Genomic DNA, 25,493 nt, shown 5'->3' with positions numbered 1-25,493 from the left:
AAGGAATTGCTCGAAGCACTCTCGGCGGATTGCGGAATCCAGGTAATTCAGGCCCCTCCTGAGAGGTTTCCCACATCACATCGTCATCACAAAGCCCCTGTTTCGACCGGGAACAGAGCTCACTCGCTGTAACGTCGATTGAGTGCGTACCGAACGAAACCTGACCCGGCGTCTGGACCGGGTCTTCGCCAGACTCGACCGTGAGCCGGAACGACCGGCCCACATCGATGTGCCGAGGATGAGCCGGCACCGGGTCGTGCTGTTCACCGCGACCCTCGCCTTCTACCTGGCGATCGTGTGGGCCGTGGTGATCACCTCCTGGCTGGTCCGGCTCGACTGGCAGGTCATGTTCTTCCGGCCGTACCAGCAGTGGCCGCAGATCCACGCCTTCCTCGACTACTACGTGGTGCTCGGCCAGCGCGGCCCCACCGCCGTGATGGTCGCGGCCTGGCTCGGCTGGCGCTCCTGGCGGCAGCACACGCTGCGTCCCCTGCTGACCCTGGCCACCTCGCTGCTGCTGCTGAACATCACGGTCGGCGCCGCCAAGCTCGGCATGGGGCGGCTCGGTCCGCACTACGCGACCGTGATCGGCTCGAACGAGATGGGTCTCGGCGGCGATATATTTCCCAGCGGCCACACCGCCAACGCGGTGGTGACGTGGGGAATCCTGGCGTATCTGGCCTCCAGTCCGAGGGCCCGCCGCTGGCTGTCCGCCCTGTCGGCGGTCACCTCGCTCGGCGTCGGCCTCACCACCGTCTACCTCGGTACGCACTGGCTGAGCGACGTGCTGCTGGGCTGGGCCGCCGGCCTGCTGATCATGCTCGCGCTGCCCTGGTTCGAGCCCCTGGTCACCAGGGCCGAGACCGCGCTCTTCGACCTGCGCGACCGCTGGCGCGCACGCCGCGGCCGCACGGTGCCCGCGCCGGCCCTGCCGGTCACGCCCGTGGCGCTCAAGCCGCGCACCGCTGCCGCCGAGCAGCACGCCCCGGCGCGCGAGCCGGTGTCGTCGGCGCGTGGCTCCCGGGCCACCGTCCATCTGGCGCCGGGCCCGCACACGGCCCGTTCGGAGCGCCCGGTCACCCCGGTGGGCAGCCGCCGCCCGCCGCACGCCGACCGCCTGCCGCGCGGCACCTCCCCGTCGGCCCGTCCATTGACCGGCGGCTGACGCCCCACCACGGCGGCGGGGTCCGGTACGCACAGCCCACCCCGCCACGACGAAGGCCCCGCTCCCTCCCGGGAGCGGGGCCTTCGTGCTGCGTGCGAGGGGCCTCAGCCCTTCCAGGCGCGGGCCACCCGGCCGTCCCGCACCTCGAAGTTGAGCCGGCCCACCCGGTACTCCATGGTGATGATCGCGCCCGGCGGCAGCGACCGTACGGTCGACCAGCCGCGCTGCCGGGCGAGCCGCTCGGCGCTCGCCGCGTCGAGGCCGACGTAACCGTCCGGGCTGTCCTGGGGCTCCGCCGGCGGAGTGGGAATCGGTGCCATGCGGCCACGCTAGGCCGCATCACGCCGTGACGGAAGACGGAACCCGCTGCCCGCGCCCCGAGTCCCTCTCCGGTCACACTTCTGTCACAGGTTCCCGACACCCGTGTCCGTCGAACTCCGTCACACGTACGGGGGTTTCCATGCGTCTCGCCGGGGTAATCGAACAGAATTCCCGCGTGTCGGAGCACCCCCTCGAATTACCCGGCGGAAAGCACGGCAGCGGGGATCACGGCCGGTCCGGGACACGATTCCGAGCGGAATCCGGCGTGCCGCCGGGCGAGCTGACGCCGCATAGGAAATTCACGGATTCAGCACACGACCGCCGTACGCCCCCTGTCGGGGCACCCGCCCGGCGAGCATCATGACGTCAGCTCGCGGAGGTCGACAGCGACGACCCCTGGGGCTACGGCCGCTCCCTGGAGTGGGCGACCTCCCGCCCGCCGCCCCGGCACAACTTCGTCACCCTGCCGCGGATCCGCTCCGAGGCCCCGGCGTTCGACCTGCACCATCCGGAGTACGCGGCACGGGTTCCGCAGCCCGAGCCAGAGCGTCGTCGAGCCGGTCACGAATCGTCCTGATGGCCTCGATCAGCTCGGCCGGCTCCAGCACCTCGAAGGGGAGACCGGTCATCATGATGTGAACGACCATCACCTCGAGGTTCGGCGCCCCGCTGCGCAGGACGCAGGCGTGCTCCCCGTCGGCCTCCAGCGTCCCGGCGGACGGCGAGATCCGTTCGGCGGCCTCGTGCAGCGGCACCAGCAGCCGGACCGCGGAGTGCGTGGCGTACGCGCGCGTGGAGACGCCCTTCGACACGTAGGCGGCGAGATCCTCGGCGGGCGCCTCGCGCGGGGTGAAGCGGGGGCCGTGAGGCGGCTTCGGCGTGATGCGGTCGACGCGGAAGGTCCGCCAGTCCTCCCGGTCCACGTCCCAGGCGACCAGGTACCAGCGCCGCTCGGTGCACACCAGCCGGTGCGGTTCGACGGTCCGGCGGCTGACGGCGCCCTCGTGGCTCAGGTACTCGAAGCGCAGCCGCTCGGTGTCCCGGCACAGATGGGCGAGTTCGGTGAGCAGGGCCGGGTCGACGGGTGACACCGGCGGGCCGCCGCGCAGCATGGGCACGGTGAAGGCGTTGAGGGCACTCACCCGGCGGCGCAGCCGGTCCGGCAGCACCTGTTCCAGCTTGGCGAGGGCGCGTACGGAGGTCTCGCCGATGCCCTCGATGCCCTGTCCGGCGGCGGTGCGCAGGCCCACGGCCACGGCGACCGCCTCGTCGTCGTCGAGCAGCAGCGGGGGCAGTTCGGCGCCCGCGCCCAGCTGGTAGCCGCCGCCGGTGCCGGGGCTCGCGTTGACCGGATAGCCCAGCTCCCGCAGCCGGTCCACGTCCCGGCGGACGGTGCGCGGGGTGACGCCGAGCCGCTCGGCGAGTTCGGCCCCGGACCACTCGCGGTGGGCCTGGAGCAGCGAGAGCAGGCGCAGCAGGCGTGCCGAGGTCTCCAACATGGGGCCGAGTCTGCCACCCGATGCGGACAGCCGCTGTCCTCGACTGGGGACAGCGGCTGTCTCGGGCGGAGGGCCCGGCGCTCAGAGCGCGAGGCGCTGGCCGGGCACGATCAGGTTCGGGTCGTCGCCGACGACCGTCCGGTTGGCGGCGTAGATCCGCTGCCAGGTGGTCCCGTGCCGGGCGGCGATGATGCTCAGGGTGTCGCCCTCGCGGACGGTGTAGTCGCCGCGGGAGGCGTTGCGGTTGGTGTGGCCCTTCGGGCGTTCCGGCGCCTTCGCCGGTGCGGACTTCGTCGTCACGCCGCTCTTGGCCGCGGTGCCCGAGGCGGCCGCGGGGGCTGCTCCCGAGGCCCCGGCCCGGGCCGAGCAGACCGGCCAGGCGCCCCAGCCCTGGGCGCGCTGGACCTTGGTGGCGACGGCGATCTGCGCGCTCCTGGGGGCCTGGTCGGCCGTCGGGGCGTAGGCGGTGCCGCCGTACGCGCGCCAGGTGCCGGCGGAGAACTGGAGCCCGCCGTAGTAGCCGTTGCCGGTGTTGATGTGCCAGTTGCCGCCGCTCTCGCACTGGGCGATGCGGTCCCACACTCCGTTGTCCGCCGCGACGGCGTTGCCGGTCGCGGCCAGCAGCCCCAGCGGGGCCAGCAGCGCCGCCCCGGCGAGGGCGGCCGTCGTACGGCCCTTGCGGGCGCTGTCGTGACGAGCGGTGTTGCGGGTGGTATCGGCACACTCGGACATGTAATTCCCTCTCCACGAACCCGGGCTCCCCCGGACGGAGCGCGTCTTGCCGCGTACTGCCGCGGTTCCTCGCGCCCGCCCCGTCCGCGACGGCCGGCGTGTCGATCGTGCTCTGCCTGCTGCCGGCCGGCGGACGTACCCGAGCGGTGCTCGTTGCACACGGCGGAGGAATGTAGGGAGGAGGGGCGGCCGATATCAACCAACTCCTTGTCATTCCAGGCCAGTTCGCCGTTACCCCAGGTATCGGCGATTTTCGGCCACCCGCTTCATCCGCTGATTTCATGATTTTTCGACCACCCGCCGAGGTGATCTGTGACCCACTTCACCCGTTCAAGTTCCTTGACTGTGCGCAGAGTTGACGGTGAGTGTCCGATGCCGTACCTCAGGTGACCCTGTGCGGTGGATGGTTCGATTCCGTTATCCCCGGGGCGTGACCCCCACCACAGGACGCCCGTTGTCTTCTTCATGAGCCCGGAACCCCGGGGCTCATGGGCCGGGAGCCACCCGGCCGACCCAGCACCGCATCCCGAGGGAGCCACCGTGCCGCGCATGCTCGACGTCAGTGACGCCGTACGCGCCGAGATCGGCGACGAAGAAGCCGACCGGCTGCTCGCCGGAGAGAACGCCCCGGGCAGTTACGACTGCACGTCCTGCCGTACCCCGGGCGACTCCGAGCAGGAGCGCACCAGCACCGTTCTGTTCGTCGGCGACGAGACCGCCGTCCTCGCCTTCGCCCACGCCGGCTGCCTGCCCTCCCAGGTCGTCCAGGTCACCGAGGAGCAGTTGCAGGGCGCCGTCCGCTCCATCGGCGGCACCGGGAGCGACATGGCCGTGGGCGGCGAGCCGCAGCGGTCCGTGCCCGAGCAGGCCGTGCTCGGCGTGACCAGCGGACTCGTCCTGATCGAGGGCGAGTTGCACCCCGGGCTGGTCGTCGAGCCGACCGCGCCCATCGTGCGCCCCGGCTCCACCGGGCTCGGCGACGACTTCCTCCCACTCCTCATCGAGCAGGGCTTCATGCCGGTGACCGAACTGGTGTCCGTTCCTCCGGTGCTGCACGGCTGGTCGGTGCTCCTCGCCGTCGGCCAGCTGCACGCGGTGCTCCAGCCGGGCGCCAACGGCGGTCAGCCGGTGGCCTGGTGGCAGGCGCATCAGCCGCTGCAGGTCACGGACAGCTGGCGGGCCGCCGCCAACAAGCACCAGCAGGTGCTGATGTTCGCCGCCCCGGTGGGGTCCATCGGCCGGCAGCCCCGGGAGGACCTGCTGCGCGGGGCCCTGGACAGGGCCGCGGCGAACGGGAAGCTGGTGGCGGCGGCGCTGCCCCTCGCGGGTACGTGAGGGCCGGCTCCCCGGCGGGGAGGCCGCCGCGCCTCGGCGGGCGCGGGCTGTTCGTTCCTCCCGGCACGGTTCCCACTACGCCAAAAGCGTCGTAACGACCGCATCTCTTCACAGGCGCCGTCGTTTGGACATACGTGCACGCATACGACACTCCTCCTCCCCGCCGGTCCTCCTTCTCCTCCGTCCCGTCCGCGCGGGTGGGACAGGAGGGGCTCGGCGCACCATCGGCCACGCCGATCTACGACACGCTCTACGCGGAGTGGGTCAAGACCTTCCGTACGCTGCCGGGTGACCGCAGCGGCGAGGAGGAGCTGGGGTTCTGTGCCTTCGGGAGCGCCCCGCACAGCACCGGTTCGTACCGCTCGACCACCTACAGCGCCTACAGCGCGGGGGCGTACAGCGCCCGGCACAACAGCGGCCAGCAGCAGCCGCAGTGGCAGCGGGTCGGCACGCTCGGGCGGCAGCAGGACACCGGCATGCACCACGTTCCGGCGGCGCTGCCGCCCGGCCCGCGCCGGGGTACGTGACGTACGGCGAAGGGCAGCCCCCGGTGCGGGGACCGCCCTTCGCCGTACGGCCGTTACTTCTTCTTCGCGCCGCGCTTCTCGCGCACCCGCACCGAGATGTGGATCGGGGTGCCCTCGAAGCCGAACTCCTCGCGCAGCCGGCGCTCGATGAAGCGCCGGTAGCCCGCCTCGATGAAGCCGGAGGCGAACAGCACGAACCGCGGGGGCTTGGTGCCGGCCTGGGTGCCGAACAGGATGCGCGGCTGCTTGCCGCCCCGGACGGGGTGCGGGTGGGCCGAGACCAGCTCGCCTAGGAAGGCGTTCAGACGGCCCGTGGGGACGCGGGTCTCCCAGCCGGCGAGGGCGGTCTCGATCGCCGGGACCAGCTTCTCCATGTGCCGGCCGGTGCGGGCCGAGACGTTGACGCGGGGCGCCCAGACGACCTGGCCGAGCTCGGTCTCGATCTCCCGCTCGAGGTAGTAGCGGCGCTCCTCGTCGAGGGTGTCCCACTTGTTGTAGGCGATGACCATCGCACGACCGGCCTCGACGGCCATGGTGATGATCCGCTGGTCCTGCACGGAGATGTTCTCGGAGGCGTCGATCAGGATGACGGCGACCTCGGCCTTCTCCACGGCCGCGGCCGTGCGCAGGGAGGCGTAGTAGTCGGCGCCCTGCTGGAGGTGGACGCGCTTGCGGATGCCCGCGGTGTCGACGAACTTCCAGGTCACGCCGCCCAGTTCGATCAGCTCGTCGACCGGGTCGCGGGTGGTGCCCGCCAGCTCGTTGACGACGACGCGCTCCTCGCCGGCCACCTTGTTCAGCAGCGAGGACTTGCCGACGTTCGGGCGGCCGATGAGCGCGATACGGCGAGGGCCGCCGACGGCCGTGCCGAAGCTCTGCTCGGGCGCCTCCGGCAGCGCCTCCAGGACGGCGTCGAGCATGTCGCCGGTGCCGCGGCCGTGCAGCGCGGAGACCGGGTGGGGCTCGCCGAGACCGAGGTTCCACAGGTAGGCCGCGTCGGCCTCGCCGCTCGGGCCGTCGACCTTGTTGGCGCACAGCACGACCGGCTTGCCGGCCTTGCGCAGCAGCCGTACGACCGCCTCGTCGGTGTCGGTGGCGCCGACCTTGGCGTCCACGACGAAGACGACCGCGTCGGCCGCCTCGATCGCGTACTCGGCCTGGGCGGCCACGGAGGCGTCGATGCCGAGGACGTCCTGCTCCCAGCCGCCGGTGTCGACGACCTTGAAGCGGCGGCCCGCCCACTCGGCCTCGTACGTGACACGGTCCCGGGTGACGCCCGGCCGGTCCTCGACGACCGCCTCGCGGCGGCCGATGATCCGGTTGACGAGGGTCGACTTGCCGACATTCGGCCGGCCGACGACGGCGAGCACGGGCAGCGGGCCGTGACCCGCCGCCTCGATGGCGCCCTCGACGTCCTCGAGATCGAAGCCCTCTTCCGCGGCGAGCTCCATGAACTCCGCGTACTCGGCGTCGCCGAGCGCCCCGTGCTCGTACTCGTGCTCGGCCGAGCCGTCGGGCTGGATCTGGTCGTTCATGAAGTCCGTACCTCGTCGTTCATCGTGGTGATCGGTGGAACGACCCTTTTGGGCTGATCCACTACTCAAGTGTCGCCTAGCGCCCGGTCAGGCGCCTGGCGTTTTCCAGGTGGCTGGTGAGCTGCTTCTGGATGCGCTCGGTCGCCTCGTCCAGCGCCCTGCGGGTGCGCCGCCCGCTGCCGTCGCCCGCCTCGAAGGGGTCGCCGAAGACGACGTCGACTCGGGAGCGCAGCGGGGGCAGCGCCTTTATCAATCGGCCGGGCCGCTCGGAGCTTCCCAGGACGGCCACGGGCACGATCGGCGCCCCGCTGCGGACCGCGAAGTAGGCGAGCCCGGCGCGCAGGGAGGCGAAGTCGCCCTCGCCACGGGTGCCCTCCGGGAAGATGCCCAGCACTCCCCCGCTCTCCAGGAGGCCGAGCGCCCGGCCGATCGCCGTGCGGTCGGCGGAGGCGCGGTCCACCTTCAGCTGGCCGATGCCGGTCAGGAAGGGGTCCAGCGGGCCGACGAACGCCTCCTTCTTGATCAGGAAGTGCGTCGGCCGGGGCGCCACGCCCATGACCATCGGTCCGTCGATGTTGTGGGAGTGGTTCACGGCGAGGATCGCCGGGCCGGTCGCGGGCACCTTCCAGGCGCCGAGCACGCGCGGTCTCCACAGCCCGTACATCAGGCCGACGCCGATGCGCCGCCCGACCTCGGCGCCCCGCTCGGACGGAAGGCTCACTTCCCGGCTCGCTTCTCCTCGACCAGGGTGACGACGCACTCGATGACCTGGGCGAGGGTGAGTTCGGTGGTGTCCACCTCGACCGCGTCGCCCGCCTTGGCGAGCGGCGAGGTCTTGCGGCTGGAGTCGGCCGCGTCCCGCTTGATCAGGGCCTCGCGGGTGGCGTGGACGTCGGCGCCCTTCAGCTCGCCGCTGCGGCGGGCGGCGCGAGCCTCCGGGGAGGCGGTGAGGAAGATCTTCAGATCGGCGTCCGGGAGGACCGTCGTACCGATGTCACGGCCCTCGACCACCATGCCGTTCTCGGCGCCGGCGGCCAGCGAGCGCTGCAGCTCGGTGATCCGGGAGCGCACCTCGGGCACCGCGCTGACCGCGCTGACCTTGGAGGTGACGTCCTGGGTGCGGATGGGGCCGGCCACGTCGACGCCGTCGACCGTGATGGTCGGGGCGGCCGGGTCGGTGCCGGAGACGATCTCCGGCTTCCCCGCGACGGCCGCGATGGCGGTCGGGTCCTCCAGGTCTATGCCGTTGGTCACCATCCACCAGGTGATCGCCCGGTACTGCGCGCCGGTGTCCAGGTAGCTCAGACCGAGCTGCGCGGCCACGGCCTTCGACGTGCTCGACTTGCCCGTGCCGGAGGGGCCGTCGATCGCAACGATCACGGACTTGGCGGTCGGGGCGCCGTTTTCCACGAGGGGACACCTTCCTGGTGCGGTGCGGGGAGCGGGGTGCGGGGAGCGAGAGCGCCCCGCACAAGGTTACTGGGTACGGGTCACTCGTCCGGACGCACGCGTGCCGGACCGGACCGGACACCGTGCGCCTATTGCCGCAGCGCCCAGCCGCGCTCCCGCAGCGCGGCCGTCAGGACCGGCACCGTCTTCGGCTCCACCATGAGCTGGACGAGACCCGCCTGCTGTCCCGTCGCGTGCTCGATGCGCACGTCCTCGATGTTGACCCCGGCCTGTCCGGCGTCGGCGAAGATCCTGGCCAGCTGACCCGGCTGGTCGTCGATCAGCACCGCCACGACCTCGTAGACCCGCGGCGCGGACCCGTGCTTCCCGGGTACCCGCACCTGCCCCGCGTTCCCGCGCCGCAGGACGCCCTCGATGCCCTCGCTGCCCTCGCGCCGCTTGTCCTCGTCGGAGGACTGCAGGGCGCGCAGGGCGCGCACGGTCTCGTCCAGGTCGGCGGAGACGTCCGTGAGGAGGTCGGCGACCGGGCCGGGATTGGCGGAGAGGATGTCGATCCACATCCGCGGGTCGGAGGCGGCGATCCGGGTCACGTCCCGGATGCCCTGCCCGCACAGCCGTACGGCCGCCTCCTCGGCGTTCTCCAGGCGGGCGGCGACCATGCTGGAGACCAGGTGGGGCATGTGCGACACGAGGGCGACGGCCCGGTCGTGGGCGTCGGCGTCCATGACGACCGGGACGGCACGGCAGTGCGAGACCAGTTCCAGGGCGAGGTTGAGGACCTCGGTGTCGGTGTCCCGGGTCGGGGTGAGCACCCACGGGCGGCCCTCGAACAGGTCGGCCGTCGCGGCGAGCGGTCCGGACTTCTCCCGGCCGGACATGGGGTGGGTGCCGATGTACGCCGAGAGGTCGAGGCCGCGGGCCTCCAGCTCGCGGCGCGGGCCGCCCTTGACGCTGGCCACGTCGACGTAGCCGCGCGCCAGGCCCCGGGTCATGGCGTCCGCGAGCACGGCGGCCACGCGGGCGGGCGGGGCGGCGACGATCGCGAGGTCCACCGGGCCCTCGGGGGCCGCGTCGGTGCCGGCGCCGAGCGCGGCCGCCGTACGGGCCTGCTCCGGGTCGTGGTCGGCGAGGTGGACGACGACGCCCCGCTGGGTCAGGGCGAGCGCGGCGGAGGTGCCGATGAGCCCGGTGCCGATGACGAGTGCGGTCCTCACTGGGCGATGTCCTTGCGCAGGGCGGCGGCGGCGCCGAGGTAGACGTGGGCGATGTCGGCGCGGGGCCGGTCCGACTCGATGTGCGCGAGCACCCGGACGACGCGGGGCATGGCGCCCTCGATGTCCAGTTCCTGGGCGCAGATCAGCGGGACGTCCACGATGCCGAGCTTGCGGGCGGCGGCCGCCGGGAAGTCGCTGTGCAGGTCGGGGGTGGCCGTGAACCAGATGCTGATCAGGTCGTCGGTGCCGAGCCCGTTCCGCTCCAGGACGGCGGTGAGCAGGGCGCCCACCTGCTCGTCCATGAGTGCGGCGTCGTCCCGCTCCAGTTGGACGGCCCCCCGGACCGCTCGTACCGCCACGGCGCTGCTCCTCGCTGACATGCGTATCGGCTCTTGGTCCTTCAAGCCTAGTCAGCCCCGGTCGGCCGGGCGCGCCACGCCCGCCCGCTGAGACGGGTGCCGACCCGGTGTCGGCCGTCGGCGGCTTCCACCACTCGGAGCGGTTTCGATGTAAAGATGACGGTATTTACCGATTTCCGGGATTTCGGAGTGACGACATGACCCACAGCGCGACGCGGCGCACGGTTCTCGTGACGGGCGCGGCGGTGCTCGCCGTCGGGTGCGGCGGCAACGGTGCCAAGAACAGCCCCTCGTCGCCCGGCAGCCAGGAGCTGGCCGGCACGAGCGACATCCCGGAGGGCGGCGGCAAGGTCTTCAAGGAGCAGAAGGTCGTGGTCACCCAGCCGACGAAGGGCGACTTCAAGGCCTTCTCGGCGATCTGCACCCACATGGGGTGCACGGTGAACCAGGTGGCGGACGGCACCATCGACTGCCCCTGCCACGGCAGCAAGTACCACATCGCCGACGGGGCGGTGGCGCACGGCCCGGCGACCAAGCCGCTGCCCGCCGAGACGATCACGGTGGAGGGAAATTCGATCCGCCTGGCGTGAGGGACCCGCGTACGCTCCCGGCATGCAGCCCGAGAACGCCCACGACCTCGTACGCGACCACACGATCTACGCCTGTGTCATGGGGTCCCGGGCCTTCGGCCTGGCCACGGAGGCCAGCGACACCGACCGCAGGGGTGTCTTCCTCGCCCCCACTCCCCTCTTCTGGCGGTTCGAGAAACCACCGACGCATGTGGAGGGCCCGGGCGAGGAGCGGTTCTCCTGGGAGCTGGAGCGGTTCTGCGAGCTGGCGCTGCGCGGCAACCCGAACATCCTGGAGTGCCTGCACTCCCCGCTGGTGGAGCACGTGGACGACACCGGCCGCGAGCTGCTGTACCTGCGCGGCGCCTTCCTCTCCCGCCGCGCCCACGACACCTTCACCCGCTACGCCCTCGGCCAGCGCCGCAAGCTGGACGCCGACATCCGTACGACGGGCGCCCCGCGCTGGAAGCACGCGATGCATCTGCTCCGCCTGCTGACGAGCGCCCGTGACCTGCTGCGCACCGGCGAGCTGCGGCTCGACGTCGGGGACGGGCGGGAGCCGCTGCTGGCGGTCAAGCGGGGCGAGGTCCCGTGGGCCGAGGTCGAGGCACGCATGGTCCGGCTGGCCGCCGAGTCCGAGGAGGCCCTGCGGCACACTCCGCTGCCGCCGGAACCGGACCACGCGCGCGTGGCCGACTTCCTGTACCGGGTGCGCCGTGCGTCAGCCTGCCGAGCGGACCCGCACCACGAAGTCGTGCAGGGCGTCGTGGGCACTGGGCGCCTCGGGCAGGGCTGAGGCGGCCTGGGCCTCGTCGAGCACGGCGTGCAGCCGCTCCACGTCAGCCTCCACGCGCGCGTGCTCGACGTCGGCGGTGCCGTGCTCCTGCTGCGCCTTGGCGGCTATCAGTTCGGGCAGGTAGCCGGGCGCGCCCACCTGCTCCAGGAGCGTGGGCAGATGAGCCTGGACCTCGCCGCTGCGCATCAGGTGGACGCCGGTGAGCAGCACACGGAACGTGTAGAGGAGCGGCTTGAGTTCGCCGGTCTTCTCGAACAGCCGCCACTGGGTGACCGCGAATCCGCGGTAGTGGTGGGCGTGGTGGCTGGTGAGGACGCCCGGCACGAGGGAGGTCAGTTCCCGGTGCTCCTCGGTGGTGTGCGCGACCAGGGGCGAGAGCAGTTGCTCCAGCACGTAGCCGTTGCGCCGGAGCATCAGCCGTACGAACTTGCGCACGTCGTGGGTGACGAGGTCCATCTCGACGCCGTACCGCACCCACGCCCGTGACCGCGTCTCCTCCGGCTCGCGCAGTCCCACCAGGTCGGCGACGGGCAGCAGGTGCGCGCCGCGCAGGTCCAGGTCGGAGTCCTGCGAGGGAAAGCCGTACAGGTGGGCCCCGGAGACGGTCGCGAACAGCAGCGGGTCCGGCTGTTCGGCGATCACGGGCGTCAGGTCCATGCCCAGGTCGTCGATCATGGCCTAAGCGTCCCAGAGCGTTCCCAGTGTCAACAGGTCGCCCCGGTACTCGATCCGCTCGGCCCAGTCGGCCGGCCAGGCGTCCGCGCCCAGCCAGGCGCCGGCGAAGGCGCCGGTGAGGCAGGCGATCGAGTCCGAGTCGCCCGAGGTGCAGGCGGCCCGGCGCAGCGCGGTGACGGGCTCGTCGGGGAAGAGCAGGAAGCACAGCAGTCCGGTGGCCAGGGCCTCCTCGGCGATCCAGCCCGCGCCGGTGGCCAGGCACGGGTCGGTCTCCGGCGAGACGTCGCGCACCGCCTCCTGGAGCCGGCCGAGGATCTCCAGGCACTCGTCCCAGCCGCGCGCGATGAAGTGCTCGGGGCCGGGGTCCTGGGAGCGGGTCCACAGGTCGCCGAGCCAGGTGTGGTCGTAGCGGGTGCGGTTGTCGCAGGCGTAGGAGCGCAGCTGTCCGACGAGCCCGGCCGGGTCGGTGCCCCGGGCGAGCAGGTGGACGGCGCGGGCGGTGAGGTCGGAGGCGGCCAGGGCGGTGGGGTGGCCGTGGGTGAGCGCGGACTGCAACTGGGCGGCGCCGGCGCGCTGTTCGTCGCTCAGGCCGGGGGCGAGCCCGATGGGAGCGACGCGCATGTTGGCGCCGCAGCCCTTGGAGCCGATCTGGCTGGCGTCCTGCCAGCGCCGGCCGTCCTCCTTGAGCAGGCCGCACGCGGTCAGGCAGGTGCGGCCTGGGGCGCGGTTGTTCTCCGGCGACTGGTACCAGTCCACGAACTCCTCGCGCAGCGGCCGCTCCAGCCGCCCGGGCGCGAGGAAGCCCCGCTCCATGGCCGCGGCGAGCGCGCGTCCGAGGGCAAGGGTCATCTGTGTGTCGTCGGAGACGAACGCGCGCCGCGGCAGCTCCATCTCCCGCCAGGGCCCGCACTTGGCGAGGATCGAGGGCACGTCGTTGAACTCGGTCGGGAAGCCGAGGGCGTCCCCGAGGGCGAGGCCGAGCAGGGAACCGGTGGCGGCGCGCTTGCTCGCCTGGAGGCTGGTCATGCGGGACGTCCTTCCCGGGACGGTCGGAGCAGGGGCGGGTGCAGGATGGTCGCGGTGCCCGCGCGGTACAGCGCGGCCGGCTTGCCGCGGCCGCCGGTGAGCCGGGCGGCACCGGGGACGGGTTCGACGAAGCCGGGCGTGGCGAGCACCTTGCGGCGGAAGTTGGGGCGGTCCAGGGCCGTGCCCCAGACCGTCTCGTAGACGTGCTGCAGTTCGCCGAGCGTGAACTCGGGCGGGCAGAAGGCGGTCGCGACGCAGCCGCTCTCCAGCTGGGCGCCGATCCGCTCGTGGGCGTCGGCGAGGATCCGGTCGTGGTCGAAGGCGAGCGGCCGGGCGGAGTCGTACGGCAGCCAGCGGGCCTGGGCCGCGTCGCCGCCGCCGCGCGGTTCGGGAGCCTCGGGCAGCAGGGCGGTGAAGGCGACCGACACGACCCGCATCCGGGGGTCGCGGCCGGGCTCGCTGTAGGTGCGCAGCTGCTCGAGGTGCAGCCCGGCGACGTCGGCGAGCCCGGTCTCCTCGGCGAGTTCGCGCCGGGCGGCCGCCTCCGCGGACTCGTCGGGCAGCAGGAAGCCGCCGGGCAGCGCCCGGTGACCGGCGTACGGTTCCTGCCCGCGCTCGACGAGCAGCACGTGCAGGGTGCCCGCGCGGACGGTGAGGACGGCGAGGTCGACGGTGACGGCGAACGGCTCGTGGGCGTACTTGTCGTAGCCCTCCACGCCCGGCTTCTCGTGGCCCTTCACGACCGGCGGCTCCCTCACGGTCAACGCGACTAATAGTCGTGACGACTATAAAGAGGGCACGCACCGAACCGCAAGCCCCTCAGCGCCTTCTGGCGCCCCGTGGGCGCACACGACGACGGCCGGTCCCGGGCAACCCGGAACCGGCCGTCAGAAGGCCGCACAGACGCCTTTAGAGGTCGACCTCCTTCATGAGCATCCCGACCTCGGTGTTGGACAGACGGCGCAGCCAGCCCGACTTCTGGTCGCCCAGGGTGATCGGCCCGAAGGACGTGCGCACCAGCTTCTCGACCGGGAAGCCGGCCTCGGCGAGCATGCGCCGCACGATGTGCTTGCGGCCCTCGTGCAGGGTCACCTCGACCAGGTAGTTCTTGCCGGTCTGCTCGACCACGCGGAAGTGGTCCGCGCGCGCGTAGCCGTCCTCGAGCTGGATGCCGTCCTTCAGGCGCTTGCCGAGGTCGCGCGGGATCGGGCCGACGATCGCCGCGAGGTAGGTCTTCTTCACGCCGTACTTGGGGTGCGTCAGGCGGTGCGCCAGCTCGCCGTGGTTGGTGAGCAGGATGACGCCCTCGGTCTCGGTGTCGAGCCGGCCGACGTGGAAGAGCCGGGTCTCGCGGTTGGTGACGTAGTCACCGAGGCACTGGCGCCCCTCCGGGTCCTCCATGGTGGAGACGACACCGGCGGGCTTGTTCAGCGAGAAGAACTGGTACGACTGCGTCGCGACCGTCAGGCCGTCGACCTTGACCTCGTCCTTCTCCGGGTCCACGCGACGGCCCTGCTCCAGGACGATCTCGCCGTTGATCTCGACGCGGGCCTGCTCGATCAGCTCCTCGCAGGCGCGCCGGGAGCCGTAGCCCGCGCGCGCGAGGACCTTCTGCAGCCGCTCGCCCTCCTGCTCGGCGCCCGGGAAGGTCTTGGGCACCTTGACGTCCTTCTTGCCCGCGTAACGCTCCCTGTTGCGCTCCTCGACCCGCGCCTCGTACTCGCGCGAGCGCGCGGGAGCCGTACGGCCGCCCTGCTGGGGCTTCTTCGGGCCGCCCTTGGCACCGCCCCGCGCGGCACCGCCGCGTCCGGACTTCGGGCCGTCCGCGGTGGCCCCGGGACCCACGTCGTAGCGGCGCTCCTCGGGGCGGGGCTTGCGGGGCCGGCCCTGCCCCTGCTTCTGGTCCCTGTCGTTGCCGGCACCGCGGTAGTTACCGCGCCCGCCGCTCTTGCCGCTGCCGCTGCTTCGCATCAAGGTTTCCGTCTTAGTCGTCTGCGTCCTGACCGCCGGGCGCGTCGGGCGCGTCCGGGTCGAACGACGGGACTCCCTCCTGGGTCTCGGCCTCGATCGCCTCCGCCTCCGGGAGGAAGGGCGCGAGCTCCGGAAGCTCGTCCAGGCCGCGCAGGCCCATCCGCTCCAGGAAGTAGTTCGTCGTCCTGTACAGGATCGCACCTGTTTCGGGTTCCGTGCCCGCCTCCTCGACCAGACCGCGCTGCAGGAGCGTGCGCATCACGCCGTCGCAGTTGACTCCGCGCACGGCGGAGACGCGGCTGCGGCTCACCGGCTGGCGGTAGGCGACGACGGCCAGGGTCTCCAGTGCCGCCTGGGTGAGGCGGGCCGTCTGGCCGTCCAGCACGAGCCGTTCCACGGCGGGCGCGTACTCGGCACGGCTGTAGAAGCGCCAGCCGCCCGCGACGAACCGCAGCTCGAAGCCTCGGCCCTGCACGGTGTAGTCGTCGGCCAGCTCCCGCAGGGCGTCCGCGATCTGCCGCTTCGGCCGTTCCAGGATCCTGGCCAGGTGCTCCTCCGATGCCGGCTCGTCCACGACCATGAGGACCGCCTCCAGGGCGGGCTTGAGGTCGAGATCGGCGACGGTACGGAGCCCCGCCGGGAGTTCCGCGGTCTCCTCGCTCATGCCTTCTTCTCCTCCTTGGGCTCCTCGGGCGGCCGGTCGAACTCGTCGGTGACCATGGGCGCCGCGTCCCCGTCTCCGCCGGTCCAGCGCACGAGCAGCTCCCCGAGCGCGGCCTCCTGCTCCAGGGCGACGGCCTTCTCCCGGTACAGCTCCAGCAGTGCGAGGAACCGGGCCACGACGGTGAGGGTGTCGTCGGTGTCCTCGACGAGGGCCCGGAAGCTCGCCTCACCCAGTTCCTTCAGGCGGGCGACGACGATCCCCGCCTGCTCCTGCACGCTGACCAGCGGGGCGTGGATGTGGTCGACGTACACCTGCGGCTTGGGCTTGGGCTGCATCGCCTTGACCGCGAGCCTCGCGAAGCCCTCGGGGCCGATGCTGATGACGACCTCGGGCAGCAGCTCGGCGTGCGCGGGCTCCAGACCGACGGTACGGGGCCAGCGGCGGGCCTCCTCGTCCAGGCGCTGGTTGAAGATATCGGCGATCCGCTTGTAGGCGCGGTACTGCAGGAGCCGCGCGAACAGCAGGTCCCGGGCCTCCAGCAGCGCGAGGTCGGCCTCGTCCTCGACCTCGGCGGTGGGCAGCAGCCGGGCCGCCTTGAGGTCCAGCAGCGTGGCGGCGACGACGAGGAACTCGGTCGTCTGGTCCAGGTCCCAGTCCGGCCCCATGGCCCGGATGTGCGCCATGAACTCGTCGGTGACCTTGGACAGGGCGACCTCGGTGACGTCCAGCTTGTGCTTGGAGATGAGCTGGAGAAGCAGATCGAAGGGCCCCTCGAAGTTGGAGAGGCGGACCTTGAAGACGCCGTCGGTGGGCCCTTCGGCTTCGGCGGCGACGACGTCCGGTCCCGGAAGAACGGCCTCAGGTACTACGGCCTCGGGCTCGGGGACGACGTCCTCCGGCTCCGGGACGACGGGCTCGGGCTCAAGAACCCCCGGCTCCGGGACAACGAGCTCGGGCTCAAGAACCTCCGGCTCCGGGACGACGAGCTCGGGCTCGGGGACAAGAGCCTCGGCAGCCTCGGTCTCCGGGACAACGGCCTCCGGCTCCGGCTCCGGAATCTGCACGGGAAGCGCGACCGGCTCCACCGGCGGAGCCACTCGTGGAGTGCCCGGTCCCCGTCCCAGCGCACGCCTGCGGCCGGCGCCTGGGCCGGGGGCGGGAGCGTCGTTCGAGGTCATGGCCGTCGCAGGCTATCGCTTACCGCCCACGAGGCCGACTACCGACCCCGCAGCCGCCGGACCAGGATGCTCGCGTCACCTCGGGACTCCAGGTCGGCCAGGACGACGGCGACCGCCTCGCGGACGATACGGCCGCGGTCGACGGCGAGGCCGTGCTCGCCTCTCAGGACGAGTCGCGCGTGCTCGAGGTCCATGAGTTCCTCGGCCGACACGTACACCGTGATCTTCTCGTCGTGCCGCTCGCGCCCGCTGGGCCGCCGGGCCGCCGCCCGCCCCCGCTTGCGGGACTGCGCGGCGGCCGCAGAAGAACCTTCCTGCGCCGACTGGCGCCGGGCCGGCCGCGCGCGGGACTCACCGCCCTCCACAGGTTCCGCCTCCGCCGCGACGTGCTCCGCTCCCTCGCCGTCACCGCCCTGCACGGGCACCGACGGCGGCACGTCCTCGGCGGCGGCCGCGTCGTCGCTCTCCCCCGCGGGAGCCGGCACCCGGGCCTCGCCGTTGGTCCCGCGCCGGGGCGTGGACGGCTGGAGCGCCATCCCCCCTGTCGTACGGAACAGTTCGTCGGCCCCGGGCAGACTCACTCGGCGTGACACCGGGCGAGCACCTCCCTGGCGAGCTGGCGGTAGGCGGCGGCACCGACGGAGTTGGAGGCGTACGTGGTGATCGGCTCACCGGCGACCGTGGTCTCCGGGAAGCGGACCGTGCGGCCGATGACCGTGTGGTAGACGTGGTCGTCGAACGCCTCGACGACACGCGCGAGCACCTCACGGCTGTGCACGGTGCGCGAGTCGTACATCGTGGCGAGGATGCCGTCCAGTTCCAGCTCGGGGTTGAGCCGCTCCTGGACCTTCTCGATCGTCTCGGTCAGCAGGGCCACACCGCGCAGGGCGAAGAACTCGCACTCCAGCGGCACGATCACCTTGTGCGCGGCCGTCAGCGCGTTCACGGTGAGCAGGCCGAGCGAGGGCTGACAGTCGATCACGATGTAGTCGTAGTCGGGCATCAGCGGCTTGAGCGCCCGCTGCAGCGTCGACTCGCGCGCGACCTCGGAGACCAGCTGGACCTCGGCGGCCGACAGGTCGATGTTGGAGGGCAGCAGGTCCATGTTCGGGACCGCCGTCTTCAGCAGGACCTCGTCCGCGGACATGCCCCGCTCCATGAGCAGGTTGTAGACGGTGAGGTCGAGCTCCATGGGGTTGACGCCGAGACCCACCGACAGCGCGCCCTGCGGGTCGAAGTCCACGAGCAGCACGCGCCGGCCGTACTCCGCGAGCGCGGCACCCAGGTTGATGGTCGACGTCGTCTTGCCGACGCCGCCCTTCTGGTTGCACATCGCGATGATCTTCGCGGGGCCGTGGTCGGTCAGCGGGCCCGGGATCGGGAAGTACGGCAGCGGGCGTCCGGTCGGACCGACGCGCTCACGGCGCTGGCGGGCCGCGTCGGGCGCGAGCGTGGCCGCGTACTCCGGATCGGGCTCGTACTCGGCGTCGGGGTCGTAGAAGTGCCCGTCGGGCAGTTCGTCGTAGTCGGCGATGCGGTTGCGGGGCGCGCCACTTCCGTCGCCGGCCATGGCGTTCACGTGATGGCCATCCATGCTCTGGTGTGCTGACAGAGCCGTGTGGGGGCTGCTCTGGCTCTGGTGGGCTGCGAAGGTTCGGACAGCGACGGAGCCGACAGCCTCGAGCCCCGTGGAGCCTTGGCCCCGCGCAGGCATTCCTGGTTGACCACCCCCGGGAGAAAATGTCGACTCATTCACAAGTCGTCTTACCTCCTTGGTGACCAGGAAACTTCTAGACAAGGTCAGCGTGGCACCATGCCGACGATTGGCGACTCTATGGCGTGTCGGCGGTTCGCAGCAACACAATCCGCCGGACCCGGCAGGATGTGTCGGCAATGAAACATCCCGCTGTCAAGGGCGTACGGCCGTCGCACAGCAGGTTTCACCGGTGTGCGAATCGGTCGAAGAGTTACGTTCGAGGCGAGTTGAGCGAGAGCCGCAAAGTGACCATACACACATCCGGCCGGACCTTGTCGGGCAAGGTCCGGCCGGGTGTGCACTGTTGACGAGCCGTGTTGACGAATCGCCTTTTGCCCAGTGACGACTTGGCGACTCACCAGGTCGGAGGGGTCAGCCGAGCAGGGACTCCAGCTCCACGTGCTCCAGGCCGTGCGCCTCGGCGACCTCCTTGTAAACGACCTTGCCGTCATGGGTGTTCAGACCCTTGGCGAGCGCGGCGTCGCGGCGCAGCGCCTCGACCCAGCCGTTGTTGGCGAGCGAGACGATGTACGGCAGCGTGGCGTTGGTGAGGGCGTTGGTGGAGGTGTTCGGCACGCCGCCCGGCATGTTGGCGACGCAGTAGAAGACCGAGTTGTGGACCTGGAAGGTCGGGTCGGCGTGCGTGGTGGGACGCGAGTCCTCGAAGCAGCCGCCCTGGTCGATCGCGATGTCGACAAGGACACTTCCGGGCTTCATGCGGGACACCAGCTCGTTGGTGACCAGCTTCGGGGCCTTGGCGCCCGGGATGAGCACCGCGCCGATGACGAGGTCGGCGTCGAGGACGGCCTTCTCCAGCTCGAAGGAGTTGGACATGATCGCCTTGACCTTGGTGCCGAAGATCCTGTCGGCCTCGCGCAGCTTGTTGATGTCGCGGTCCAGCAGGATCACCTCGAAGCCCATGCCGACGGCGACCTGGGTGGCGTTCCAGCCGGAGACGCCGCCGCCGATGACCACGGCCTTGGCCGGGGTCACGCCCGGGACACCGCCGGGCAGCACGCCACGGCCGCCGGCCGCGCGCATCAGGTGGTAGGCGCCGACCTGCGGGGCCAGCCGGCCCGCGACCTCGGACATCGGGGCGAGCAGCGGCAGCGCGCGGTTCGGCAGCTCGACGGTCTCGTAGGCGATCGCGGTGGTGCCGGACTCGATGAGCGCGTCCGTGCACTCCTTGGAGGCGGCCAGGTGCAGGTAGGTGAAGAGGATCTGGTCCTTGCGGAGGCGGTGGTACTCCTCCGCGATGGGCTCCTTGACCTTCAGCAGCAGGTCGGCGGCGGCCCACACCTCGTCGGCGGTGTCGAGGATCCCGGCACCGGCGGAGACGTACTCCTCGTCCGTGATCGAGGAACCGAGGCCGGCGCCCCGCTCGACGACGACCTGGTGCCCGTTGCGCACCAGCTCGTGCACACCGGCGGGGGTGATGGCCACCCGGAACTCGTTGTTCTTGACCTCGCGGGGGATGCCGACCTTCACGTGGATCACGGTCCTTGGCTCAGAGGGTATGGGGGTGCATTACAGACGTACCCAGACATGCAGGGGCATACCGGGAGACACCGCAGGAGAACGAGCGGCAGAGCCAGTTTAATGAAGGTGTTCCGGCTGTCTAGCCTTTCATTGCATCAATCTCTGTCGGATGCACTGCGGATTTCGCAGGCGTTAGCGTCCTGTTCCGCACTGAAGTCGTCCCCCTGGGGTTCCACGACCAGCATGCGCTCGGCCGCCGCCCGGTGCAGCTGGGCGGCCGTGGGGTCGCCGAGCCGGTCCAGCGTGTCGGCCAGCCGGAGCTGCAGCGCGGCCTGCAGACGGGCGTCCTCGGCGCGCCGGGCCCACTCCACCGCCTCCAGGCAGGTCCGCAGCGACTCCTCGGGCCGGCCCGCGTACTCCTGGACCCGGGCGACCTCGCTCAACGCCCGCGCGTGCCCGGCGACATCACCGTTCTTGCGGTACCCGGCGGCGGCCGCCCGCCAGTTCCTGAGCGCCTCGCCGTAGCGTCCCGCGTAGGTGTGGGCTGTGGCGATGCGCCCGTACAGCCGGGCGGCCTCCGGGCGCTCGCCCCGGGCCAGCCGGTCGGCGAGGGCGCGGCCGAACCAGTCGGCGGCCCGGTCGTAGTCCCCGAGCTCCTGGTGCGCGCCACCTACGGATTCCATCGCGCGGCCGATGGCGTACGGGTCGTTCGCCTCGCGTCCGGCGTCCAGGGCGGCCCGGAAACGGGCCAGCGCGGCCCGGGTACGGCCGGTCTGCGCGTCCAGATCGCCCAGGTTCAGCAGGGCCGCGGCCTTCTCCCGGTGCAGCCCCCGCCGCTCGGCCACATCGAGGACCAGGCCGTGGACCCCGTACAGGTCGGGCGCGGCCGCCGAGGTGCCGATGTGCGCCGCCATGGCCCTGACCAACTGGGACATCAGCCGGCGGGCGAGGGTGTCCAGCTCCCCGTCGGCCACGGCCAGGCGTACGGCGGCCAGCAGGGCGGGCCTGCGGACCTTCAGCCACTCGGCGGCCGCGCGGGGGTTGGGAAAGCGCAGCGCCCGCGGCAGTTCCTGCAGTCTCTCCCGGGCCTGCGGGCTGTCCGTCTCGGTGATCACCCGGCACGACTGCAGCAGCCGTACCGTCCGCTCCAGCATGCGGGCCCGGGCCAGCTGCAGCTCCGCCGGGCGTTCCAGGCTCTCGGCGAGGACGCGCAGCAGCGGGTGCAGGCAGCCGGGCACGTCGTACTCGGGCAGCGGGGAGTCCACCGCGCGCAGCAGGCCGAGGGCGACGAACTCGTCCAGGGCGGCGCGGGCGGCGTTCACCGAACAGCCGGCCAGCGCCGAGGCGGTGTGCGGGTCGATCAGACCGGCCGGGGCCAGGCAGAGCAGTCGCAGTATCCGGGCGGACTGGCCGGGCAGCTGGTCGTGGACGAGCCGGAAGACGCGGGCGAGCGGAGTGCCCTCGGCGCCGTCACCGTCGGCGGGGTCTGTGCGCATCCGCTTGGCGAGGTCGGAGACGGCCGCCTGGGGCCGGGAGGCGAGCCAGCCGCCGGCCAGGGTGAGCGCGGCCGGATGGCCCTGGCACGCCTCGGCCAGGCTCTCGGCGGAGCGCGGGTCGACGGTGATGCGGACCGAGCCGGTGTAGCGGGTGAGGAGTTCGACCGCCGACTTGGTGTCGAGACCGCCCAGGGTGCAGGGGCGGACGTCCGCGATACCGGTGAGCGGGCCGCCGGAGACGGCGACCGCCAGGCAGTCCGGCGTGTCCGGCAGCAGCGCGTCGACCTGCTCGGCGCCGGCCGCGTCGTCCAGCAGCAGGAGCGACCGCCGGCCGGCCAGGGCCGCGCGCAGCGCCTCGGTCAGCTCGTCCTCGGCGGCCCCGGCGGGCGCCTGCACGTCCAGCGCGCCGAGCAGCTCGCGTGCGGTGCGCTCCAGGGGTACGGGGGTGCCGTCGGGCTCGCCGAGCCGGGCCCGGAACACTCCGTCGGGGTAACCCTCGGCGACCTGGCGCACCAGTTCCTCGGCGAGGGTGGTCCGGCCGGAGCCGGGGCGGCCCGCGATGAGGAGTACGCGCGCGCGGGGCGCCTTCTTGCCGGAGAGGGTGTCCAGGCCGGCCCGCTCGATGTCGGCGCGCAGCTCCTTCAACTCGCGTGCTCGGCCGAGGAAATGGTCGTTCGTGGCCGGGTGCGCGGACAGCCGCACGCCGTCTGTGTCCACCGCCTGGTCCGCCACGGGCCACACTCCCGTCCCACCGCACGCGCAAGCCCGCCGGGTCTTCCGGTACGGGCGTTTCCAGAGCCTAGTTCACGCTCTGCGACGTTCCCGGAGGAGCGCGGCGGGCAGGTCCCTCGATCGGATCAGGCGATCGTCACACCAATGCGCGCGGGGATGGGTTCAGGACGCGAAGGGACGCGCGGGCCACGGAGCGTCGGCCGGGCGCAGGGCGTCGAGCCGGTCGCCGCCGCGGGCCGCCACCAGGGAGAGGACGCCCACGACGAGGCAGTTGTTGTGCACGTCGCCGGCGAGCACCCGGCGCACCAGCTCGTCGACCGGCACGCGCGCGTGCTGCATGTCGGTCTCCTCGTGCTCCGCCTCGAAGCGCTCGCCCTCGGCCTCGGACAGGTTCCGGGCGAGGAAGATCCGTACGGCCTCGTCGCAGCCGCCGGGGGTGGTGTACACGTCGGTCAGCACCCGCCAGTCCTCGGCCTTGACGTGTGCCTCCTCGTACAGCTCGCGCTGGGCGGCGTGCAGCGGGTTCTCGCCCGGCACGTCGAGCAGGCCGGCCGGGATCTCCCACAGCTTGTGCCGCACCGGGTGCCGGTACTGGTTGATGAGCAGGACCCGGTCCTCCTCGTCCAGGGCGAGGACGGCGACCGAGCCGGGGTGGACCTGGTAGTCGCGGCGGACTACCGAGCCGTCGGGCATGACCACGTCGTCCGTGCGGACGGAGGTCTTGTTGCCCACGAAGGGGGTCTCCGTCGCGCGGATCTCCCACTCCTCGGGGGTGTCCTTGATCGTCATGCCCTGTCCTTCCACACGTGCAGGTAAAAAACCGGCCCCATACGAAAGCCGGGGTGCCCACCTTTGAAGGTATGCACCCCGGCCACCGTACAACTGGTGTGTTACTTGGAATTCTTCCGCTCGACCGAGGCCTTCACGAGGCCGGCGAACAGCGGGTGCGGGCGGGTCGGCCGCGAGCGCAGCTCGGGGTGGGCCTGCGTGGCGACCAGGTAGGGGTGGACGTCGCGCGGGTACTCCACGTACTCGACGAGCTTGCCGTCCGGCGAGGTGCCCGAGAACAGGATGCCGGCCTTCTTCTCCAGCTCCGCGCGGTAGGCGTTGTTCACCTCGTAGCGGTGACGGTGCCGCTCCTCGACGTACTCCTTGCCGTCGTACACCTCGCGCACGATCGAGCCCTCGGCCAGCTTGGCCGGGTACATGCCGAGCCGCATGGTGCCGCCCATGTCGCCCTCACCGGCGACGATGTCCATCTGCTCGGCCATGGTGGAGATGACCGGGTGGCCGGTGGCCGGGTCGAACTCGGTGGAGTTGGCGTCCGGGATGTCGGCGAGGCTGCGCGCCGCCTCGATCACGATGCACTGCAGGCCGAGGCAGAGGCCGAGCAGCGGGATCTTGTTCTCGCGGGCGTAGCGGATGGCGCCGACCTTGCCGAGCACACCGCGGTCGCCGAAGCCGCCCGGGATGCAGATGCCGTCGACGTCACCGAGCTGGGCCTTGGCGCCCGCCGGGGTCTTGCAGTCGTCCGAGGTGACCCACTTGATCTTCACGCGGGCCTTGTTGGCGAAGCCGCCGGCGCGCAGCGCCTCGGTGACCGACAGGTAGGCGTCGGGCAGGTCGATGTACTTGCCGACCAGCGCGAGGGTGATCTCGTGGTCGGGGTTGTGGACGCGGTCGAGCAGGTCGTCCCAGGTCGTCCAGTCCACGTCACGGAAGGGCAGGTCGAGCTTGCGCACCACGTAGGCGTCCAGGCCCTCGCCGTGCACGGTCTTCGGGATGTCGTAGATCGAGCGGGCGTCGGGGCAGGCGACCACGGCGGCCTCGTCGACGTCGCACATCAGCGAGATCTTCCGCTTGATCGCCGTCGGCACCTCACGGTCGCAGCGCAGCACGATCGCGTCCGGCTGGATACCGATGTTGCGCAGGGCCGCGACGGAGTGCTGGGTCGGCTTGGTCTTCAGCTCGCCCGAGGGGCCGATGTACGGCAGCAGCGAGATGTGCACGACGAAGACGTTGTCCCGGCCGACCTCGTGGCGGACCTGGCGTACCGTCTCGAGGAAGGGAAGCGACTCGATGTCGCCGACCGTGCCGCCGACCTCGGTGATGACGACGTCGACCTCGTCGGTGGCCATGCGCCGGATGCGGTGCTTGATCTCGTTGGTGATGTGCGGGATGACCTGCACGGTGTCGCCCAGGTACTCGCCACGCCGCTCCTTGGCGATCACGGTCGAGTACACCTGACCGGTGGTGACGTTGGCGGAGCCGTCCAGGTCGCGGTCCAGGAAGCGCTCGTAGTGGCCGATGTCCAGGTCGGTCTCGGCGCCGTCGTTGGTGACGAACACCTCACCGTGCTGGAAGGGGTTCATCGTGCCCGGGTCGACGTTCAGGTACGGGTCCAGCTTCTGCATCACGACGCGCAGGCCGCGGGCCTTGAGCAGCATGCCCAGGCTGGAGGCGGTGAGGCCCTTGCCGAGCGAGGAGGCGACACCCCCGGTGACGAAGATGTGCTTGGTCGTCGTAGATTTCGGCGGCATGGCCAAGAGGGGGCTCCCGTGGTCGCTGTCTGTCGTGCGGTGCGGCTGCCGGTCCGGACGCTTCCGGGGGTGCCGTCGCTGCGGTTCGGGGGTTTGTCGCCCACCGGTCCACGGGCTACCAGCGTATCAGCGCCCGGACGGGATGGCTTCCGGCCACGCTCCGCGCCCACGCCGACACGCAACACCCACCACATGCGTCGACAGGGCACGCACATGTCACATCGTTCTCACCCGCTGCTCACTCGTTCGGCCCACACGGGTTGCCCGGAGCGGCACGCAGATCATCTACGTGCGTCGTATCCTGCTCGGACACTCGCTGCCGAGCCCGGCCGGAACGACGGCACACCCCCGCCTGCATTACCCGGAACAACGAGAGCGCGGCAGTTCGTTGAGCAAAGACTGTCGTATTGCCCCAGGGCTCGGCGGACTGCTTTGCTTCACCGCTCAACGACGCATAACAACGACCCCTTGACCGCACTAGCGACAGCCCCCCTGCGCGGGGGTGACGTGGCCG

25 protein-coding genes are annotated in these 25,493 nt (G+C 71.6%); 5 read left to right on the top strand and 20 right to left on the bottom strand.

The genetic code is table 11. The features are described from left to right. Positions 1-142 precede the first annotated feature (142 nt). A complete protein-coding gene (locus tag AC07CM_RS13285) occupies positions 143-1,165 on the top strand; it encodes a phosphatase PAP2 family protein (RefSeq protein ID WP_478876484.1) in 1,023 nt (340 codons plus the stop codon). Positions 1,166-1,269: 104 nt separating this feature from the next. Here AC07CM_RS13285 and AC07CM_RS13280 read toward each other — a convergent pair whose 3' ends face one another. The 3 genes from AC07CM_RS13280 to AC07CM_RS13270 form a co-directional block, all read right to left on the bottom strand. Then, positions 1,270-1,485: an I78 family peptidase inhibitor gene (locus tag AC07CM_RS13280; RefSeq protein ID WP_478876483.1), complete on the bottom strand. Its 216-nt coding sequence runs from the start codon at positions 1,483-1,485 to the stop codon at positions 1,270-1,272. 459 nt (positions 1,486-1,944) lie between these two features. After that, positions 1,945-2,985 carry a helix-turn-helix transcriptional regulator gene (locus AC07CM_RS13275; RefSeq protein WP_478876482.1) on the bottom strand — a complete coding sequence of 347 codons (1,041 nt, stop codon included), beginning with the start codon at positions 2,983-2,985 and terminating at the stop codon, positions 1,945-1,947. 81 nt (positions 2,986-3,066) lie between these two features. Then, a complete protein-coding gene (locus AC07CM_RS13270) occupies positions 3,067-3,717 on the bottom strand; it encodes a LysM peptidoglycan-binding domain-containing protein (RefSeq protein WP_478876481.1) in 651 nt (216 codons plus the stop codon). A gap of 540 nt (positions 3,718-4,257) precedes the next feature. On the opposite strand from AC07CM_RS13270, the gene AC07CM_RS13265 reads away from it, so the two are divergent. Then, a complete protein-coding gene (locus AC07CM_RS13265) occupies positions 4,258-5,052 on the top strand; it encodes a hypothetical protein (protein ID WP_478876480.1) in 795 nt (264 codons plus the stop codon). A 134-nt stretch (positions 5,053-5,186) separates the two neighbouring features. Continuing rightward, positions 5,187-5,579, top strand: coding sequence for a hypothetical protein (locus AC07CM_RS13260; protein WP_478876479.1), 393 nt, complete (start codon positions 5,187-5,189; stop codon positions 5,577-5,579). A 53-nt stretch (positions 5,580-5,632) separates the two neighbouring features. On the opposite strand, the gene der is transcribed toward AC07CM_RS13260, so the two are convergent. The 5 genes from der to aroH all read right to left on the bottom strand — a co-directional run bounded on the left by der (position 5,633) and on the right by aroH (position 10,097). Then, on the bottom strand, positions 5,633-7,114 hold the full coding sequence (gene der, locus AC07CM_RS13255) for a ribosome biogenesis GTPase Der (RefSeq protein ID WP_478876478.1): 1,482 nt from the start codon (positions 7,112-7,114) through the stop codon (positions 5,633-5,635). 76 nt (positions 7,115-7,190) lie between these two features. Continuing rightward, positions 7,191-7,778, bottom strand: coding sequence for a lysophospholipid acyltransferase family protein (locus tag AC07CM_RS13250; RefSeq protein WP_478876737.1), 588 nt, complete (start codon positions 7,776-7,778; stop codon positions 7,191-7,193). Between the two features lie 53 nt (positions 7,779-7,831). Further along, complete coding sequence (gene cmk / locus AC07CM_RS13245; RefSeq protein WP_478876477.1) at positions 7,832-8,524, bottom strand: (d)CMP kinase; 693 nt, start codon at positions 8,522-8,524, stop codon at positions 7,832-7,834. A 128-nt stretch (positions 8,525-8,652) separates the two neighbouring features. Next, the gene (locus AC07CM_RS13240; RefSeq protein WP_478876476.1) at positions 8,653-9,738 is read right to left on the bottom strand and encodes a prephenate dehydrogenase; all 1,086 of its coding nucleotides are present in this window, start codon (positions 9,736-9,738) and stop codon (positions 8,653-8,655) included. After that, the gene (gene aroH, locus AC07CM_RS13235; protein WP_478876475.1) at positions 9,735-10,097 is read right to left on the bottom strand and encodes a chorismate mutase; all 363 of its coding nucleotides are present in this window, start codon (positions 10,095-10,097) and stop codon (positions 9,735-9,737) included. Before aroH ends, AC07CM_RS13240 begins: the two co-directional genes overlap by 4 nt. A 197-nt stretch (positions 10,098-10,294) precedes the next feature. On the opposite strand from aroH, the gene AC07CM_RS13230 reads away from it, so the two are divergent. Both AC07CM_RS13230 and AC07CM_RS13225 read left to right on the top strand, forming a co-directional pair. Next, positions 10,295-10,687: a Rieske (2Fe-2S) protein gene (locus AC07CM_RS13230; RefSeq protein WP_478876474.1), complete on the top strand. Its 393-nt coding sequence runs from the start codon at positions 10,295-10,297 to the stop codon at positions 10,685-10,687. Positions 10,688-10,709: 22 nt separating this feature from the next. Beyond that, positions 10,710-11,462, top strand: coding sequence for a nucleotidyltransferase domain-containing protein (locus AC07CM_RS13225; RefSeq protein WP_478876473.1), 753 nt, complete (start codon positions 10,710-10,712; stop codon positions 11,460-11,462). On the opposite strand, the gene AC07CM_RS13220 is transcribed toward AC07CM_RS13225, so the two are convergent. The 12 genes from AC07CM_RS13220 to AC07CM_RS13165 form a co-directional block, all read right to left on the bottom strand. Further along, entirely contained in the window at positions 11,388-12,137 is a 750-nt protein-coding gene (locus AC07CM_RS13220; protein ID WP_478876472.1) for a nucleotidyltransferase domain-containing protein, read from the bottom strand. The genes AC07CM_RS13225 and AC07CM_RS13220 overlap by 75 nt on opposite strands. 3 nt (positions 12,138-12,140) lie before the next feature. Beyond that, positions 12,141-13,163, bottom strand: coding sequence for an ADP-ribosylglycohydrolase family protein (locus tag AC07CM_RS13215; RefSeq protein WP_478876471.1), 1,023 nt, complete (start codon positions 13,161-13,163; stop codon positions 12,141-12,143). Next, positions 13,160-13,903, bottom strand: coding sequence for an NUDIX hydrolase (locus tag AC07CM_RS13210; protein ID WP_478876470.1), 744 nt, complete (start codon positions 13,901-13,903; stop codon positions 13,160-13,162). The genes AC07CM_RS13215 and AC07CM_RS13210 overlap by 4 nt, the downstream gene beginning before the upstream one ends. Positions 13,904-14,072: 169 nt before the next feature. Continuing rightward, complete coding sequence (locus AC07CM_RS13205; protein ID WP_478876469.1) at positions 14,073-15,134, bottom strand: pseudouridine synthase; 1,062 nt, start codon at positions 15,132-15,134, stop codon at positions 14,073-14,075. A 13-nt stretch (positions 15,135-15,147) separates the two neighbouring features. Beyond that, a complete protein-coding gene (gene scpB, locus AC07CM_RS13200; protein WP_478876468.1) occupies positions 15,148-15,798 on the bottom strand; it encodes an SMC-Scp complex subunit ScpB in 651 nt (216 codons plus the stop codon). Next, complete coding sequence (locus AC07CM_RS13195; RefSeq protein ID WP_478876467.1) at positions 15,795-16,976, bottom strand: segregation and condensation protein A; 1,182 nt, start codon at positions 16,974-16,976, stop codon at positions 15,795-15,797. Before AC07CM_RS13195 ends, scpB begins: the two co-directional genes overlap by 4 nt. 38 nt (positions 16,977-17,014) lie before the next feature. Then, positions 17,015-17,569 carry a hypothetical protein gene (locus AC07CM_RS13190; protein WP_478876466.1) on the bottom strand — a complete coding sequence of 185 codons (555 nt, stop codon included), beginning with the start codon at positions 17,567-17,569 and terminating at the stop codon, positions 17,015-17,017. Continuing rightward, positions 17,554-18,690 carry a ParA family protein gene (locus AC07CM_RS13185; protein ID WP_478876465.1) on the bottom strand — a complete coding sequence of 379 codons (1,137 nt, stop codon included), beginning with the start codon at positions 18,688-18,690 and terminating at the stop codon, positions 17,554-17,556. Before AC07CM_RS13185 ends, AC07CM_RS13190 begins: the two co-directional genes overlap by 16 nt. A 414-nt stretch (positions 18,691-19,104) precedes the next feature. Then, positions 19,105-20,229, bottom strand: a complete 1,125-nt coding sequence (ald, locus tag AC07CM_RS13180) for an alanine dehydrogenase (protein WP_478876464.1) — start codon at positions 20,227-20,229, stop codon at positions 19,105-19,107. Positions 20,230-20,366: 137 nt separating this feature from the next. After that, positions 20,367-22,439, bottom strand: coding sequence for a tetratricopeptide repeat protein (locus tag AC07CM_RS13175; RefSeq protein WP_478876463.1), 2,073 nt, complete (start codon positions 22,437-22,439; stop codon positions 20,367-20,369). Between the two features lie 162 nt (positions 22,440-22,601). Continuing rightward, a complete protein-coding gene (locus tag AC07CM_RS13170; protein ID WP_478876462.1) occupies positions 22,602-23,228 on the bottom strand; it encodes an NUDIX domain-containing protein in 627 nt (208 codons plus the stop codon). A gap of 101 nt (positions 23,229-23,329) precedes the next feature. Then, on the bottom strand, positions 23,330-24,979 hold the full coding sequence (locus tag AC07CM_RS13165) for a CTP synthase (RefSeq protein WP_478876461.1): 1,650 nt from the start codon (positions 24,977-24,979) through the stop codon (positions 23,330-23,332). Between the last annotated feature and the right edge of the window lie 514 nt (positions 24,980-25,493).

It is taken from the genome of Streptomyces sp. NPDC044061, from assembly GCF_056434305.1.
This window is presented reverse-complemented; position numbering and strand designations above follow the sequence as displayed.